Origin of the sequence: Microtetraspora glauca (assembly GCF_040656155.1) — a bacterium.
Lineage (GTDB): Bacteria > Actinomycetota > Actinomycetes > Streptosporangiales > Streptosporangiaceae > Microtetraspora > Microtetraspora glauca.
This window is the reverse complement of sequence record NZ_JBFALK010000024.1, coordinates 1-15,153: the sequence shown is the minus strand read 5'-3', so window position 1 is coordinate 15,153 and position 15,153 is coordinate 1. Positions and strand designations below refer to the sequence as shown.

The window sequence follows — 15,153 nt, the reverse complement described above, 5'->3', positions numbered from 1 at the left end:
GTGATCCCTGTGGGACCATGGCACCCGGACGCGGAGCCCCGCGCCCGGAGCGAGAGGGAGACGTGACGTGGGACGGCCGAGCCGCCCGATGCTCAGCCCCGGCATCATCGTGGCCGCGGCCACCGAGCTGATCGACGCCGAGGGACTGGAGGCGTTGTCCACCCGGCGGCTCGCCGCCGAGCTGGGGGTGAGCGCCCCTTCGCTCTACAACCACTTCCGGAACAAGGACGAGATCCTCGACGCGGTGGCCGACTCGATCATCGCCAGGGTGGACGTCTCATCGTTCCAGACCCACGACTGGAAGTCCGCGCTGCTGCTCTGGGGGCATTCCTATCATCGCGAGCTGCGGAAACACCCTCGGATCGTGCCCTACCTGGCGAACGGGCCGGGGCGCAGGCCGGCCGCGCTCGCCATGGCCGACGCCGTGTACGGCGGACTGATCCGGGCCGGCTGGCCTCCGGCGCGGGCCACCCACGTGGGGGCGCTCATGCGCTATTTCGTCGTCGGGTCGGCGGTGGGATCGTTCGCGATGGGCTTCGCGGGGGACGAGACCCTCGACGAGACGCGATATCCGCACCTGGGGGACGCCCACCTGCTGCCCGAGCACCAGGAGGCGGTCGACGAAGGGGCCTTCGCCCTCGGCCTCGACTCTCTCATCGCCGGACTGGCGATCACCTTCGACACCATCACCCGGCGCTGACTAACACCGATAGTTATAGCGGCGCGGTGCTGGTCATAGAGCGGCACGGTGCGCCGCTCAGGAGACGGCGGGTCCCTCGACCAGTTCCTCGGCGAGCAGGTCCATGAGGAGCCCGTCATGCCAGGTGCCGTCGGGGCCACGCTCGTAGTTCCGCATGACGCCGACCCGACGGAAGCCCACCTTCTCGTAGCACCGGATCGCGGCGGCGTTGGCCGCTGCCGGGTCGATGGTCAGCCGGTGGTGGCCGTGGTCGGCGATCAGATGCCGGGCCAGCGTCCGAACCGCGTCGGTGCCGATGCCGCGGCCGTGCACCGCGGGATCGAGGTAGACGTCGATGCTCGCGTGCCGATACTCGGGATCGTCCTCCGCCGCCCACTGGATCTGGCCGACCACGCGTCCGTCGCACACGATCGCGAGGACGGCGGTGTCCGGATCGTTCAGGTCGTCGGAAACCTCCGCGGCCAGGTCCGCGCCGCCCCGCCACCACCGGTACACCTCGGGAGTGGACCGGATGGTGACGAGCGCCGGAACATCGGCGGCCGTGGCGGGCCGCAACGCCACGGCCGTGCCGTACAGGGTCGGATGCGGGTCGAGGGACATGCTCGGGGACGCTACCGCGGCGGTCCCGCCGACGGGTGCGAAATCGGGTTGATCCGGGCGTGGGCGGGGAGGCATCCTCGCGGGCATGACGCAGTCGCCGGAGTTCCCGCCCGAGATCCTCGACTACTACGTGCGAGGGAGAGAGGACGAGCGGCTGCGCACCGGCCGGGGACGGCTGGAGTTCTGGCGCACGCGGGACGTGCTGCGCCGGGTCCTGCCGCCCGCTCCAGCCCAGGTCATGGACGTCGGCGGGGGCAGCGGCGTGCACGCCGAGTGGCTGGCCGCCGACGGCCATGACGTCGAGCTGATCGATCCGGTGCCGTTGCACGTGGAGCAGGCGTCCCGACTGGCCGGCGTCACGGCGCGGGAGGGGGACGCGCGGGCACTGGAGGCCGCCGACGCCTCGGCCGACGCCGTCCTGCTGCTCGGCCCGTTGTACCACCTCACCGACCGGGCCGACCGGGTGCGCGCCCTGGCCGAGGCTCGCCGGGTCGTACGGCCAGGCGGGGTGATCGCGGCGGCGACCATCAGCCGGTGGGCCGCCGTGCACGACATGGTCAGGTCGGGCCGTTACGCCGAAGAGCCGGTCCGTCACGTGGTGGACGACTCGGCGCGGCACGGCCTGCTCCGCGGGAACGAGCGGATCGGCTTCACCACCGCCTATTTCCACGACCCGGACGAGATCCTCGGCGAGTTCGCCGACGCGGGCCTGCCCGGCGCCCGGCGGTACGCCCTGGAGGGCGTGTTCGGCCTTTACGCCGACGTGGAGGAGTGGCTGGACGACCCGGAGCGTCGCGAGCTGCTGCTCGGCGTGGCCAGGCGTTCGGAGGGGGAGCCCACCCTGCTCGGCGTCGCCGGCCACATGCTCACCGTCGCCCACACCTGACCACCCGCGTCAGCAGGTCGTGGCGGTCTGAGCCGTATCCAGCGGACCCACCCGGACTCACGGACCCACGGGGCGGTAAACGAGGCGGGAGGGTTCGCGCCAAGGGCGGCTGCAAACGCTATGTCCCCGTCGCACGGGGTGAGCGAGGCTCAGCGTTCGATGCGCAGCTCTACGGTGCGGCCGTCGGGGTCATGGAGCAGATGTCGTCCGGCGGCGTATCCGGGAAGGGTCTCCACGGCGAATCCGAGCCGCAGCGGGCCTGTCGTACCCGTGGCGGCGGGATAGATCTCGAAGACCATCCCGTCCGGAAGGACCGCGGCGTGGTGCGGCGGCCCGCTCCCGTGCTGCTCGGCCTGGAAGGCCAACCCCAGGGAGGCGTAGAAGCGGCGGCATTCCTCACGCCGGGTGGTGTAGATCACGAGAAGGTTCGCCCGCATCGCTCCAGTGTGGAGCGGTGAACGCGTGGCCGACGACCGGGAAAACAGAGAATCCCAGGCCGTGGGCCTGGGATCTCATATGTGGACGATACTGGGATTGAACCAGTGACCTCTTCCGTGTCAGGGAAGCGCTCTCCCGCTGAGCTAATCGTCCTTGGCTTGGGGCCAGAGGTGGAGACGGGATTTGAACCCGTGTACGCGGCTTTGCAGGCCGCTGCCTCGCCTCTCGGCCACTCCACCACGTAAAGCTCCGAGCGGAAGACGGGATTCGAACCCGCGACCCTCACCTTGGCAAGGTGATGCTCTACCACTGAGCCACTTCCGCGTGATTTCCGCCCGAGGCGGCCTCACGCAGAGAACTCTAGCGAATCCGCGCCCACTCCCCAAATCAAGTGGGACACCGATGCGGTGTAAGCAGCTAACATTGCAAACGCTAGTTACCAAGTGCTGGAAGAGTGGAACCATGCGCGACAACGAGGTCGTGGAGATCGGGCCGGCGCCGCTGGCCTTCGACGACGTGATCAGCGTGGCCAGGTACGGCAGGGCCGTACGGCTCGGAGGCGACGCGATCGCCGAGATGGCCGCCTCCCGCGGCAGAATCGAGGAACTCGCGGAGGGCGACACCCCCGCCTACGGCGTCTCCACCGGGTTCGGCGCGCTCGCCACCCGGCACATCGACCCCGCCCTGCGCGGCCGGCTCCAGCGAAGCCTGGTCCGCTCGCACGCCGCCGGATCGGGCCCGGAGGTGGAGACCGAGGTCACCCGGGCCATGATGCTCCTGCGGCTGCACACGCTCGCCACCGGTCACACCGGCGTGCGCCCCGTGACCGCCAGGGTTCTGGAGAGCCTCCTCAACGCCGGGATCACGCCCGTGGTCCACGAGTACGGCAGCCTCGGCTGCTCCGGCGACCTCGCCCCGCTCGCGCACGTCGCCCTGACGATCATGGGGGAGGGGGTCGTCCGCGACCGCGAGGGCCGCGTCCGGCCCGCCGACGAGGCGCTCAAGGAGTACGGGATCGAGCCGGTCGAGCTGGCGGCCAAGGAAGGGCTCGCCCTCATCAACGGCACCGACGGCATGCTCGGCATGCTCGTGCTCGCCCTCCACGACCTGGAGCGGCTGCTCAGGACGGCCGACATCAGCGCCGCGATGAGCGTCGAGGCGCTGCTCGGCACCGACCGGGTCTTCGACGCGGCGCTCCAGGCCCTGCGTCCCCACCCGGGCCAGGCCGCCGCCGCGGCCAACATGCGAACCCTGCTCGCCGGTTCGGCGATCATGGCCTCGCACCGGGACGGCTCGTGCACCCGCGTGCAGGACGCCTACTCGCTGCGCTGCGCGCCCCAGGTCGCCGGTGCGGCCAGGGACACCGTCGCGCACGCCGCCGTCGTCGCCGGGCGCGAGCTCGCCAGCGCGATCGACAACCCCGTGGTGCTCGCCGACGGGCGGGTCGAGTCGAACGGCAACTTCCACGGCGCTCCCGTGGCGTACGTGCTGGACTTCCTGGCCATCGCGGTCGCCGACGTCGCGTCGATGGCCGAGCGGCGGACCGACCGCATGCTGGACGTCGCGCGCAGCCACGGACTGCCCGCGTTCCTGGCCGACGACCCGGGCGTGGACTCCGGGCACATGATCGCCCAGTACACGCAGGCGGCCATCGTCTCCGAGCTCAAGCGCCTGGCGAACCCCGCGAGCGTCGACTCGATCCCGAGCTCGGCGATGCAGGAGGACCACGTCTCGATGGGCTGGTCGGCCGGACGCAAGCTTCGCCGGGCGGTCGACGGCCTGACCCGGGTGCTCGCCGTCGAACTGCTCACCGCCGCGCGGGCCATCGACCTGCGGGCGCCGCACGCGCCGGCGCCCGCGACGGGGGCCGTGACCGGGGTGATCAGGGAGTCGGTCGCCGGACCCGGGACGGACCGGTTCCTCGCGCCCGAGATCGAGGCGGTGGTGCGGCTCGTCGCCGACGGGGCCGTGGTCTCCGCCGCCGAATCCGTCACGGGCCCCCTGGCCTGAACCGCTCGGCTCGCCGGGAGCGACCCCGCGCCGTCACCGCCAGTAGTTGTTGGCGGCCGCGATCGTGGCGAACTCGATCGCCACGACCTGCGCAGCCGAGGTGAGGCCGTCGACGTTCTCGGCGTAGTCGGGGCGCCCGTCCCTGAGCACGTCCACGTCCGGCTGGATGGCGCGCACCGTGTGGCGCGCCATCAGGACGGCCAGCGCCCGGCCGTCCTCCGGGGTCGCCGTGATCAGCGAGTTTCCCGGTACGAGTTCCATCTCGGCTCCTTGCTCCCGCGCGGCCTGTCGGGGCGCGCTCGGGGTTCCCGCCGCTTTCCTCCAGTTACGTACGGTAACAACCGGTCGTGCGGTGTGCGCCGAGGGGCCGGTCAGGCGATGGCCGCGATCACCTCGACTTCGAGCAGCACGTCGGGATGGAAGAGGCGGGAGACCTCGACCGTGGTGCTCGACGGCGGCTCCCCGGTGACGTACCGCGCCCGGACGTTCCCGTAGTCGGCCAGCCGGTCCATGTCGGTGACGAACGTCTTGATGTGGATCACGTCGCCGAACGAGCTGCCCTGGTTCGCGAGGATCCGGCCCAGGTTCTCGAAGATGTACTCCGACTGGCGGGCGATGTCGTCCCGGCCGACGATCTGCCCGCCCGCGTCCAGCGCGACCTGCCCGGACACGAAGAGCAGGTCCCCGAAGCGCACCGCGTGGGAGTACCACCCGTTGGTCGCGGGGACGGTGGCCGGATTGATCCGTTCGGCGATCTTCCCGCTCCGCGGCCCACTCCGCCGCCCGGCCGCCCATCGGATGACGGCGGTGAGGTCCTCGGAGCCGAGCCCCGCGTCCGCCGCCTCGTCGAGCAGGTCCCGCGCCGCCGCGGCCACCGTCTGCTCCGCGCCGACACCGGCGGTCGCGAGCCGCAGGTCCTTCGCCGCGAGGCCCAGCGCGTACCGAGTCTCGGAGGGCTCCTCCTCGATCGCGGGCCGCAGCCGCTGGACGAGCGCGCCGAGCGGGGTCCCGGCCAGCACGTCCAGGAAGGCCGCGCGGTCCACGCCCATCCGCTCCGCGTACGCCAGGTTCTCCGCGAGCATCACCTGGGCCGGGACGAGCGCGCTCATGAGGGCCAGCTTGAGTGCCGCGCCGGCTCCCGTGCGGCCCACCTCTCGGACGGTTCCGAAGACGGCCAGCACGGCACGGCAGCGCGCCAGATCCTCGGGCGAGCCGCCGGCCAGGACGACCAGGTTCCCCTCACGCGCGGGTGCGACGCTGCCGAGGACGGGAGCGTCGACCAGCCCCGTTCCGGGAGGCAGCGATCTCCGGATCCGGGCGACGGCGTCGGGGCCGATGGTGGACATCTCGACCACGACCGTCCCGGGTCGCAAGCCGGGCAGCGCGGCGCGCACGACGGATTCGACGGCGTCGGGGTCGGCCAGCATCGTGACCACCAGATCCGCGCCGGTGACGGCCTCCGCCGGGGTGGCCGCCACCGTGGCGCCCGGCAGGTCCTTCGGGGTGCGGTTCCAGACGGTCACCGTGTGCCCGGCGTTCACGAGGCGCCGGGCCATGGGGGCACCCATGTACCCCAGTCCAAGGAAAGCGATCATGCCTTGTGACTGTAGGCACGCCCGACCCATTCCACCAGCGACTAGATTGCATGTAAGACATGCGCTGAAGTCATGGATGGAAGGAGGGGCGTGTTCGAGTCGGACGCGCTCAGGCTGCTCGACGCCGTCGCCCGTACGGGCTCGTTCACGGCGGCCGCCGCCGAGCTGAACTACACGCAGTCCGCCGTCTCGCGGCGCATCGCGTCCCTGGAGACCCAGGCCGGTGGGCCGCTGTTCGAGCGGCTGCCCCGGGGGGTACGGCTGACGCCCGCCGGGCACGCGCTCCACCGGCACGCGCTGGAGGTCCTGAACAGTCTGGAAGCGGCGGCGGAGGAGCTGTCGGCCATCCACCGGGGCGCCGGAGGGAGGCTCCGCGTCGGCGCCTTCGCCACGGCCAACGCGGCCCTGGTGCCCCGCGCGCTGCGCGTCTTCCAGGGCGAGCGGCCGGGCGTGGAGACCAGGATCGTCGAAGGGCCGAGCAGCCGCCTGGTGGAACGCCTCGTGGCCGGCATGATCGACATCGCCGTGGTCAGCGACTATCCGTCCGGGCTCGTCACGGGATCGGAGACGCGGCTCGTCCCGCTTCTGGAGGACGAGCTCCTCGTCGCGCTGCCGCGTGACCATCCGCTGGCCGGGAACCAGGTGGTCGACCTGCGCGACCTGAAGGACGAGAACTGGATCGAGGCGTCCCCGCGCCCGAGCCCGCACGAGACGGTGATCTTCGCCTCGTGCGTGCGGGCCGGTTTCACGCCGAAGACCGGTTTCCGCGTCGCCGAATGGATGGGCAAGCTCGGATACGTCGCCGCCGGTCTCGGTGTCACCCTGGTCCCCGCCATGGTGGCGCCGGGCATACGCCACCGCGGCGATCTCGTGCTTCGCCCGCTCGGCGAGTTCGCCTCGCGCCGGACGGTGTACGCCGCGCTGCCGTCCGAGGCGCCGATTCCCGCGGCGCTGGCGTTCCTGCGGTCGCTCCAGGACGAGGCCTGATCGGAACGCGTACGCGACGGGGTGTGAGAGGGCACCGGCCGGATAGGGCGAGAATGGACCGGTGCACGACGCTTTCGCCCACGTGGGGGGCCGCCTGGCCACCGGACTGCGCGATGTGACCACCGATCTGGCCGCTCTCGACGGGACCGGATGGTGGGCCGTCGTCGTGACCTATGAGGGCAAGGTCACCTGCGCGCGCTTCGGCGACGTGCGGCCCGCGCCGCTGCCCCGGCCACGCGCGCCGTGGCGGGGCCCGGCCCCCGGGGAGTGGACGACGTCGCTCGACCGGCGGGCGTACGAGGCGGGCGTGAGCGCGATCAGGGACTACATCGAGCAGGGGGAGGTCTACCAGGCGAACCTCTGCCGGGTGCTGTCGGCACCGCTGCCGGGCGACGCCGATCCGGCGGCCCTCGCCGTACGCCTCGCGAAGGGCAACCCGGCCCCGTACGCCGCGGTGATCAGCGTTCCCGGGCTGACGGTCGTGTCGGCCTCGCCCGAGCTGTACCTCTCGCGGGCCGGAGACGTGGTCGAATCCAAGCCGATCAAGGGGACCGGGGTCACCGCGGCGGACCTGCTCGACAAGGACCACGCCGAGAACGTGATGATCGTCGATCTGGTGCGGAACGACCTCGGCCGGGTCGCCGAGGTCGGCTCGGTTTCGGTGCCCGCGCTCTGCGAGATCGAGGAGCATCCGGGTCTCGTCCACCTCGTCTCGACCGTACGGGCCCGGCTCGCGCGTGGCGCCGGCTGGCCGGACCTGCTCGCCGCGACCTTCCCGCCGGGATCGGTGACGGGAGCGCCGAAATACACGGCACTTCAGATCATCAATCGGCTCGAACCAGAGCCGCGGGGGCCTTACTGTGGGGCAGTGGGCTGGGTCGACGCCGACCGGCGGGAAGCCGCGCTGGCGGTCGGCATCCGCACCTTCTGGGTGGAGCAAGGCATGATCCGTTTCGGCACCGGAGCGGGCATCACGTGGGGTTCGGACCCCACGCGGGAGTGGCGCGAAACCGAGTTGAAGGCGTCCCGGCTCATCGCACTCGCGTCGCGGAGCTAGCACGAGCAGGGATGGAGACCTAGATGGCTGTACCCGTGTGGGTCAACGGTGAATTGCTGGACCCGGAGAAGGCCGCCGTCTCGGTCTTCGATCACGGGCTGATGGTCGGTGACGGCGTCTTCGAGACGATCAAGTTCGTGCACGGGGAGTCGTTCGCGCTCACCCGCCACCTGGACCGGCTCGCGCTCTCGGCCAAGCGGATGGACCTTCCCGAGCCCGATCTCGGCGCCATCGCCGACGGCGTGCGGCAGTGCCTCGCCGCCGCGCCGACGTGGCCGCTGGGCCGGATCAGGATCACCTACACCAGCGGGCCGGGGCCGCTCGGCTCCGACCGCGGTTCCGACGGGACCAACGCGATCGTCATCGTCGCCGAGCAGAAGCCGTTCCCCGAGACGGCGGCGGTCACCGTCGTGCCCTGGCCGCGCAACGAGCGCGGCGCCCTCGCGGGGGTCAAGAGCACCTCCTACGGCGACAACGCCAAGGCCCTCGCGTACGCCAAGGAGCGCGGAGGCGCCGAGGCGATCTTCGAGAACCTCGCGGGCAACCTCTGCGAGGGCACCGGCAGCAACGTCTTCATCGTGACCGGTGGACGCCTGGTGACGCCGACGCTGGCGTCCGGCTGCCTGGCCGGCGTGACGAGGGCGCTGGTCCTCGAGTGGTGCGGCGGGACCGAGGAGGACGTCCCCATCTCCGCGCTGTACGAGGCGGAGGAGGCGTTCCTCACCTCCACGACGCGTGACGTCCAGCCGATCCGGCTGGTCGACGACCGCGAGCTGCCCCTGGCGCCCGGTCCCGTCACGCTCGCGGCGATGAAGGCGTTCGCCGAGCGGTCCGCGGCCGACCTGGACCCGTGACGGGTCAGTCGCCGTACGCGTACTGGGTCTGGGCGTTGAACTCCTTCAGGGTCACGCTCTTGGCGGGGTCCGTGCGCGGGTCGTCGATCCGCAGGACGTCCAGACCCTTCGTGATGTCGCTCGAGTAGATGTGGCCGTTGTAGTAGTACGCCGACCAGGAGCCGCCGATCTGCAGCCCCGGCCGCAGGGGGCCGCGTTCGAAGAAGGCGATCTCCACCGGGTGGTCGGAGTCGGTGAAGTCCCAGACGGAGACCCCTCCCTGGTACCACCCCTGGACCATGATGTCCTTGCCCGGCACCGGGATGAGCGCCCCGTTGTGGGCCACGCAGTTCTCCGACGCCCCCTGGGGCCTGGGGATCTTGAAGTAGCCGTGCCGTACGAGCTCGCGGTCGGCGGTGATCTCGTAGACGGCGTTCGCGCCCTTGGTGTCGTGGCCGGAGGAGTCGCACGTCGCGACCATCCCGCCGCCCAGCTCGTCGCCGAACACGACCTTGGTTCCGGCGTTGTTGAAGGTGGCCGAGTGCCAGAGGGAGAAGTTCTCCCGGTCGGTCACGGTCCTGAGGACCTTGGGGCCGACGGGGTCGGCGATGTCCAGCAGGTAGCCGTCCCCGTAGCAGGCGGCGGCGGCCAGCTTCTTCGCCGGGTAGACCGTGATGTCGTGGCAGCCGCCGTACTCCTCGTCCCCCTGGCGGTCCTTGAACAGGGCGGGCTTGGCGACGACCTTGGCCGCCTCGGGATCGCGGACCGGCACCTCGACGATCGAGATGTTGTCGTGGGGCGCCGGGCAGGTCGTCGAGCCGGGGTCCGGCCCGGCGGCGGAGACGTAGAGGTAGAGGGTGTCCGCGTCCGGTCCCGGGGCGATCGCGTGGGTGTGGGAGCCACACTCGGTCCGTACGGCGGAGATGTACTTCGGATTGGCCTTGTCCGAGATGTCGAAGATCCGGATACCCTCCCACGAGGAGGCGTTGGAGGGATCCGAGCGCCCGCTCTGGCAGGTCTCGTCGGTCCGGGGGTCGTCCACGGACACGAACAGCAGGTCGCCGGAGACGGAGACGTCGTTCTGCCCGCCGGGGCAGAGCACCCGGGTGACCACCTTCGGATGGGCCGGGTCGGCGATGTCGTGGACGGTGAACCCGTCGTAGTTCCCGGCGAACGCGTAGTCGCCCTGGAACGCCAGGTCGGAGTTCCAGGAGCGGTTCCCGTCGAAGGGCGCCTCAAGGGGGACGTTCGCGATCGGCGTGATGTTGGGGCTGTGCAGGATCTCGTCCGTGCCGAGGTCCGCGCTGGCGCGTGCCGTACCGCCCGCGGCGGGTGACGCGGACTCGGCGGGCACCGCACGGGCCGGCTCGGAGGAGGGCGAGGCGCCGGAGGAGCCGGAGGCGCAGGCCGTCGCGAACAGTGCCGTCGCCAGGCACGCCATCAGTCCCGCACGCTTCACTGTTCCCCCTGGATCTTGGAGACTGCCCCACTATGGAAGTTATGTCGGGCAGAAGCGGCGTGCGGGGCGCTTTGGTAACAGTTGTGCTGGCAGTTCTGGGCTCGGCGCTGATGTCGGTGAGCGGATGCGCCGCGGAGGAGCCGTCCCCCGACCGCCCCGCGCCCTTCGTCGCCGGATCAGGAGCGCCCGTCGTGGTGCCGGGCTCTCCCGGAGGGCTGGCCCGTACGGCGACGCCGGGTGAACGGATCGGCGACTCGGACTCGCGGGCCGCGGCGGCGGACGTGCGCTTCGCCGAGGCGATGATCCCGCATCACCGGCAGGCCCTGGAGATGGCAGGACTGGCCGGGGCCAGGGAGGCGGGGGACGCGGTGACCGCGCTCGCGGAGCGCATCGCCGGAAGCCAGGGGCCCGAGATCGCGACGATGACGTCATGGCTCGCATCCCTCGGCCGTCCCGCGCCGACCGTACACGCTCATGCTCGCGAGAGCGAGTACGGCATGGCCACGCTGGAGGAGATGAACCAACTGCGCGGCGCGCGCGGCGCCGCCTTCGACAGCCTGTTCCTACGGTTGATGATCAGACATCACGAGGGGGCGGTGCGGATGGCGGGGGAGGAGTTGCGCGGCGGCACGGACCGGCTCATGAGGGAGATGGCCCGTGACGTCGTATCGGGGCAGCGGGCCGAGATCGGCCGCATGAGGCGCATCCTGGGTTAGGAGCTCCAAAGCATGTTGCTGAGCTCGTCGTCCAGGTCCATGAAGTCGGTCTCACGGCCGGCGGGGACGAGCTCGAACGTGCGGTGCAGGAACTGCGTCAGCGGAGCCAGGGGGACTTCGAACAGAGCCTGTCCAAACGGAGAGGTGAGACTTATGTTCAGCGTGCGCTCGCCGTCGGAACGGGCGGGCCACACCTGGACGTCTCCTTCCCCCACGCGCCGGACGATGCCGACGGTCAGCAACTCGCGAGCAAAGATCCACTCGACCGGTTCGTCGTTCCCCACATGGAAGGCCATGCGTATGGCGTAAGGGTCCTCGGCCGTGTAACTGAGCCCGGCGAGCAGGGGCACGGTAGTACGGTCGGGGACCACAAGTCGAAGGCCCAGCTCGGCAGTGACGGTGGTGCTGTTCATCGTCAGCCAAACCTTTCGTGTCGGGTCCCCTCACAGGGGCTTGCAACTGCTCTCACGGACTCACTCTCGCCCGCGAAGCTATGTACGCGAACGAAGAAACCCGTAGGAGAGATTCCGCTTCCGGGGCCTTCTGTAACGCATCTCACAGGTAGACATTTGAGCATCTACCTGCCCAAACATCGCTAACAGGCGCATGTTGGCGCCGGTTTTGCGTGTCGTTCCGACTGTCATGGCGAAGTCTTGCACGGTACAAATGATCTTAGCTCGGTGCGTATGGGTCGAGTCTGGGGCATCACGATGCTATGACAACACGGCGCCCTCCTGCCGGTCCGACTGGAAACGTTTCGGTTGAGGTCGAGGACCGGATGCGATCTCGACGGCCCGGCGGTGGCCATGAGGTCGGCGCGACGCGGAGGCTGTCGGGGTGGTGTGTCCGGGGGTGGTCCGTTCGCTTCGCCAGGACCCCTTCGAGTGCGGTATGGTTTTCCCCGTCGGCGCCGCAAGGGGCCGATCATCCCGGGCGATTAGCTCAGCGGGAGAGCGCTTCGTTCACACCGAAGAGGTCACTGGTTCGATCCCAGTATCGCCCACCACATAGATGCAGTTCAGAGGCCGGACCCCGAGATCGGGGCTCCGGCCTTTTGATCGTCTGACCCCGATCTGACCCCCGGATCGGCCGTCACTTCCCGATCTCGCCCGTCAGAGAGCCGCCTCTCCCGACATCTGACGATCTCTCGCGGGTCGATGCCTGTCCCGACTGTCGCCGGACTGGGTTTCGGTGGCCGGCGAGCCCATATTCTGATCTTCATGCCCCCGTGCCGACGCGGGCGCTCGTCGCTGGAGCGCTCGCCGTCATGTGCGTTGCCAGCGCCGCGGGATGCGCCGCGCCCCGGCAGCCGCCCGCTGCCCAGAAGAGCGCCGCGGCTCCTGGAGAGAGTTCCGCACCTTCCGAGGGGAGCGCCCGTCCGTACACCGGAGAGGCCGTCCATAGCGTCGTACGCGTCACCGGGACCGCGAGCGCTTGCGACCGGGATGTCGCGGGAACCGGGTTCGTCTACGCCGGGGAGCGGGTGATGCTCACCGCCCACACGGTGGCGGGAGTGGATCGGAACCTGAAGGTGTCGCTGGCCGACGGCCGAGGCTTCGACGCCGAAGTGGTGGTCTTCGATCCGCTGATGGACATCGCCGTGCTGTGGGTCAGGGAGCTCCCCTCGCCGCCCCTGCGGCTGCAGACGAAACGTGAGGCGTCGGGCACGGTGATCGGATGAGAGGCGAGCGGCACGGCGCCGACGGCCCAAAGCGCCACGGTGGGTGATCGCCTGCCAGTCAAGTCGTACGACATCTACGACAGGCGGCGGAGCGAGAGTGAGGCTTACCCCTTCCAGGGGCCACGGGTGCGGCGGGGGGTGTCGGGAACTCCCCTCGTCTCCCGCGATGAACGGATTCTCGGCATGGTCTTCGCCGCGGATCCGGATCTGGAGGACAAGGGGTACGCGCTCATTGCCCGGCAGCTCTCGGCGGCTGCGAAGACGGGAAGGCGCGCGACCTCCCCGGTGTCCACGCAGGAGTGCGGCTGACCGCCGCCCCGCCCCCCGGCAGCTCGTCGCCGCCCGCGCGAGCCAAAGGTCGCGGCCGAGTTCTTGGCGCCCGTGCCGCGTCCTGAGCCGCCATTCCATCCGCCCGCCGCAAGCCCCGGCCTTCCGGCCCGTCTTCCACGCCGTGCGCCCCTGATCATCCCCAGCCCTACGTCCCGGGCCGATCGAGACGCTCTCCATCAGTCCCGTCGACACCCACATGCGTGCGGTGGCGCCTTGGAGTGTGTGGGCGGCGGCGAGTCGGGCGATGCTGTCCGTTTATGATCTACGATGTAAAGATGGTGGCGCGATTGTAGATCACCGAGTTCTTGGCGCTCCTTGGTTCGTGTCGGTCGTGGGGAGCGCAACCGGTCATGGCGGCGAGTGGTCGACGAGCAGAGTGGCTTGTGGAGGGTTCGGTGGACCATCCCAAGCGATCCGCACGTGTCGTGGTCGGATGGCTCGAAGAGGCCGGGATGTGGCGGCGACACGGTTGTCGCTGAATGCTTGACGCACTAGATCGACTACTTAGAGTAAATGCATCGTGAACGATCAAGGAGAGGATTCATGGTGCTGAGAGCGGACTCGAGCATCGCTATCGACCGTGGCGCTGCTTCTGGGGGCGGCCGGGTCGGCGTCGGCGGCGTCTGGTTGGAGCGACGCCTGCGCCGACGGCCGCGTGAGCGTGCCGCCGGACCGATCGACGATCAAGGTCTGCGACGGCACGGTGAACAACCTGACCTACAAGGCCGTCTGGCACAACGACAACCCCATTGACGCGAGAAAGCCGTTCGAAATACAGGCACCGCAGGGTGGCTGCGCCACCGACAGTTCCTTCTTCGGATCGGTCCGGGTCTTCAAGCTCTGCCAGGGGCGAGTCGGCGCGAACAACAGCGTCGCCTGGGGTGCCTGCAAGGCGGCCGTGTGGCCAGGCGGTCGTTGAGGGGGCTCGAACCCGCAGCGGAGGGGCTGGCGTCACGGCCGTTATGCCACAGGTCAGGCGCCCTCGCCGCCGCCTAGGCTGTCTTGGATCTCGACCTGCTTCTGCTCCACCACGGTTTTGATCAGGGTGGCCAGGCCCAGCGCGACTCCGGCGATGATGGCCGTGATGATCACCCACTCGACGGCTGAAGCGCCACGTGTAGGGGCGGTACGGGCGCGGTGAACCCGAACGGCCAAGCAAGCCTGTAGGTAGATGACCCAGGGGCGATTCACGGGGTTCGACATCCTCCACGGCGACGCATGGGAAGGCTCGCGACGTGCGCGGACACTTCGTGTGCCATCTCATCTTGGCACTGATTGCAACCGTCTATGTGCGGATTGTGTTCGACGGTGGCGGGGACAGAAGAGGGAACCGATCTGGCATTGGTCTCGGCTCCCACGGTGAGCGCCCTGCCTCGCGGGTCGCGCGGGACCTAGGTATCAACGAGTACACGCTGCACAACTGGGTGCGGGGGCGTGGGCGGGGCCGGTCACATGTCTCCTCGAAAGCTTGGGACGGGGGTCACCGGCCGGGCAGAGGAGGTCAGGACTGTGACGATGCGCTCGCAAGGCCCCTATGGGGACACATCCCCGCCTGGTCGGCAGCACCGCCCGGGCCAGGGCGACAGGTCATCACGAAGGCACGAGGCCAGTCTCAAGCCGGGTCAGACCTGGCCTTCTGGACGGTGCCCCTTCAGTCTCACAGGTCTCAAGCGCTCGGTGGTCTTGTGGGTGAAAGAGGCGATGGGCCGGTGAGCGTGGCGGCCTTCATCTGCTCTCAGAAGACCGACCATGACATCGACCATGCAACCTCCTGCCGGGCGCTGGGGGTGTCGCAGTCGTGGTTCTACAAGTGGAAGGACCGCATCGGCCAGACCGCCCCGACGGCGCGTGAGCAGCGGCG

General features: G+C 70.0%; 16 protein-coding genes and 4 tRNA genes. 11 read left to right on the top strand and 9 right to left on the bottom strand.

All coding sequences use genetic code 11. From position 1 onward, the window contains the following. The first annotated feature begins 67 nt into the window (after positions 1–67). Complete coding sequence (locus tag AB0I59_RS34375) at positions 68–700, top strand: TetR/AcrR family transcriptional regulator (protein WP_061257061.1); 633 nt, start codon at positions 68–70, stop codon at positions 698–700. A gap of 57 nt (positions 701–757) precedes the next feature. Here the strand turns inward: AB0I59_RS34375 and AB0I59_RS34370 are convergent, their stop codons facing one another. Then, a complete protein-coding gene (locus AB0I59_RS34370) occupies positions 758–1,300 on the bottom strand; it encodes a GNAT family N-acetyltransferase (RefSeq protein ID WP_061257064.1) in 543 nt (180 codons plus the stop codon). Positions 1,301–1,385: 85 nt separating this feature from the next. On the opposite strand from AB0I59_RS34370, the gene AB0I59_RS34365 reads away from it, so the two are divergent. Continuing rightward, the gene (locus tag AB0I59_RS34365) at positions 1,386–2,186 is read left to right on the top strand and encodes a class I SAM-dependent methyltransferase (protein ID WP_358139575.1); all 801 of its coding nucleotides are present in this window, start codon (positions 1,386–1,388) and stop codon (positions 2,184–2,186) included. Between the two features lie 149 nt (positions 2,187–2,335). Here AB0I59_RS34365 and AB0I59_RS34360 read toward each other — a convergent pair whose 3' ends face one another. The 4 genes from AB0I59_RS34360 to AB0I59_RS34345 all read right to left on the bottom strand — a co-directional run bounded on the left by AB0I59_RS34360 (position 2,336) and on the right by AB0I59_RS34345 (position 2,948). After that, entirely contained in the window at positions 2,336–2,623 is a 288-nt protein-coding gene (locus AB0I59_RS34360) for a VOC family protein (RefSeq protein ID WP_358139572.1), read from the bottom strand. Between the two features lie 82 nt (positions 2,624–2,705). After that, a tRNA-Val gene (locus AB0I59_RS34355) sits at positions 2,706–2,777 on the bottom strand. A gap of 15 nt (positions 2,778–2,792) precedes the next feature. Then, positions 2,793–2,863, bottom strand: a tRNA-Cys gene (locus AB0I59_RS34350). A 13-nt stretch (positions 2,864–2,876) separates the two neighbouring features. Beyond that, positions 2,877–2,948: transfer RNA gene (locus AB0I59_RS34345), tRNA-Gly, on the bottom strand. 138 nt (positions 2,949–3,086) lie between these two features. Here AB0I59_RS34345 and hutH point away from each other — a divergent pair. Then, a complete protein-coding gene (gene hutH, locus AB0I59_RS34340) occupies positions 3,087–4,634 on the top strand; it encodes a histidine ammonia-lyase (RefSeq protein WP_358139569.1) in 1,548 nt (515 codons plus the stop codon). A 33-nt stretch (positions 4,635–4,667) separates the two neighbouring features. Here the strand turns inward: hutH and AB0I59_RS34335 are convergent, their stop codons facing one another. Together AB0I59_RS34335 and AB0I59_RS34330 are read right to left on the bottom strand one after the other, a co-directional pair. After that, the gene (locus AB0I59_RS34335; protein ID WP_061257076.1) at positions 4,668–4,895 is read right to left on the bottom strand and encodes a hexameric tyrosine-coordinated heme protein; all 228 of its coding nucleotides are present in this window, start codon (positions 4,893–4,895) and stop codon (positions 4,668–4,670) included. Positions 4,896–5,005: 110 nt separating this feature from the next. Then, on the bottom strand, positions 5,006–6,229 hold the full coding sequence (locus AB0I59_RS34330; protein ID WP_358139566.1) for an NAD(P)-binding domain-containing protein: 1,224 nt from the start codon (positions 6,227–6,229) through the stop codon (positions 5,006–5,008). Between the two features lie 90 nt (positions 6,230–6,319). Between AB0I59_RS34330 and AB0I59_RS34325 the strand changes: the two genes are divergently transcribed. From AB0I59_RS34325 to AB0I59_RS34315, 3 genes are all read left to right on the top strand, one after another. Continuing rightward, positions 6,320–7,216 carry a LysR family transcriptional regulator gene (locus AB0I59_RS34325; RefSeq protein ID WP_061257078.1) on the top strand — a complete coding sequence of 299 codons (897 nt, stop codon included), beginning with the start codon at positions 6,320–6,322 and terminating at the stop codon, positions 7,214–7,216. A 61-nt stretch (positions 7,217–7,277) separates the two neighbouring features. Beyond that, positions 7,278–8,273, top strand: coding sequence for a chorismate-binding protein (locus AB0I59_RS34320; protein WP_061257080.1), 996 nt, complete (start codon positions 7,278–7,280; stop codon positions 8,271–8,273). A 23-nt stretch (positions 8,274–8,296) separates the two neighbouring features. After that, entirely contained in the window at positions 8,297–9,127 is an 831-nt protein-coding gene (locus AB0I59_RS34315) for an aminotransferase class IV (protein WP_061257081.1), read from the top strand. Positions 9,128–9,131: 4 nt separating this feature from the next. Here the strand turns inward: AB0I59_RS34315 and AB0I59_RS34310 are convergent, their stop codons facing one another. After that, positions 9,132–10,547: an LVIVD repeat-containing protein gene (locus AB0I59_RS34310; protein ID WP_435831156.1), complete on the bottom strand. Its 1,416-nt coding sequence runs from the start codon at positions 10,545–10,547 to the stop codon at positions 9,132–9,134. A 101-nt stretch (positions 10,548–10,648) separates the two neighbouring features. On the opposite strand from AB0I59_RS34310, the gene AB0I59_RS34305 reads away from it, so the two are divergent. Then, the gene (locus tag AB0I59_RS34305) at positions 10,649–11,281 is read left to right on the top strand and encodes a DUF305 domain-containing protein (protein WP_358139558.1); all 633 of its coding nucleotides are present in this window, start codon (positions 10,649–10,651) and stop codon (positions 11,279–11,281) included. On the opposite strand, the gene AB0I59_RS34300 is transcribed toward AB0I59_RS34305, so the two are convergent. After that, entirely contained in the window at positions 11,278–11,694 is a 417-nt protein-coding gene (locus tag AB0I59_RS34300) for an SsgA family sporulation/cell division regulator (protein ID WP_061257083.1), read from the bottom strand. The two genes, AB0I59_RS34305 and AB0I59_RS34300, sit on opposite strands and share 4 nt — an antisense overlap. A gap of 518 nt (positions 11,695–12,212) precedes the next feature. Between AB0I59_RS34300 and AB0I59_RS34295 the strand changes: the two genes are divergently transcribed. From AB0I59_RS34295 to AB0I59_RS34280, 4 genes are all read left to right on the top strand, one after another. After that, positions 12,213–12,287, top strand: a tRNA-Val gene (locus AB0I59_RS34295). Between the two features lie 261 nt (positions 12,288–12,548). Further along, positions 12,549–12,962, top strand: a complete 414-nt coding sequence (locus AB0I59_RS34290; RefSeq protein WP_358139555.1) for a trypsin-like peptidase domain-containing protein — start codon at positions 12,549–12,551, stop codon at positions 12,960–12,962. A gap of 138 nt (positions 12,963–13,100) precedes the next feature. Then, positions 13,101–13,271, top strand: a complete 171-nt coding sequence (locus AB0I59_RS34285) for a hypothetical protein (protein ID WP_358139552.1) — start codon at positions 13,101–13,103, stop codon at positions 13,269–13,271. A gap of 601 nt (positions 13,272–13,872) precedes the next feature. Continuing rightward, positions 13,873–14,211, top strand: coding sequence for a hypothetical protein (locus AB0I59_RS34280; protein ID WP_358139549.1), 339 nt, complete (start codon positions 13,873–13,875; stop codon positions 14,209–14,211). The last annotated feature ends 942 nt before the right edge of the window (positions 14,212–15,153 follow it).

Excerpts from the sequence above, each read along its gene's own strand:
- AB0I59_RS34370 (WP_061257064.1), bottom strand. The coding sequence starts at position 1,300 with ATGTCCCTCGACCCGCATCCGACCCTGTACGGCACGGCCGTGGCGTTG.
- AB0I59_RS34365 (WP_358139575.1), top strand. The coding sequence starts at position 1,386 with ATGACGCAGTCGCCGGAGTTCCCGCCCGAGATCCTCGACTACTACGTG.
- AB0I59_RS34360 (WP_358139572.1), bottom strand. The coding sequence starts at position 2,623 with ATGCGGGCGAACCTTCTCGTGATCTACACCACCCGGCGTGAGGAATGC.
- hutH (WP_358139569.1), top strand. The coding sequence starts at position 3,087 with ATGCGCGACAACGAGGTCGTGGAGATCGGGCCGGCGCCGCTGGCCTTC.
- AB0I59_RS34335 (WP_061257076.1), bottom strand. The coding sequence starts at position 4,895 with ATGGAACTCGTACCGGGAAACTCGCTGATCACGGCGACCCCGGAGGAC.
- AB0I59_RS34330 (WP_358139566.1), bottom strand. The coding sequence starts at position 6,229 with ATGATCGCTTTCCTTGGACTGGGGTACATGGGTGCCCCCATGGCCCGG.
- AB0I59_RS34315 (WP_061257081.1), top strand. The coding sequence starts at position 8,297 with ATGGCTGTACCCGTGTGGGTCAACGGTGAATTGCTGGACCCGGAGAAG.
- AB0I59_RS34310 (WP_435831156.1), bottom strand. The coding sequence starts at position 10,547 with ATGGCGTGCCTGGCGACGGCACTGTTCGCGACGGCCTGCGCCTCCGGC.
- AB0I59_RS34300 (WP_061257083.1), bottom strand. The coding sequence starts at position 11,694 with ATGAACAGCACCACCGTCACTGCCGAGCTGGGCCTTCGACTTGTGGTC.
- AB0I59_RS34290 (WP_358139555.1), top strand. The coding sequence starts at position 12,549 with ATGTGCGTTGCCAGCGCCGCGGGATGCGCCGCGCCCCGGCAGCCGCCC.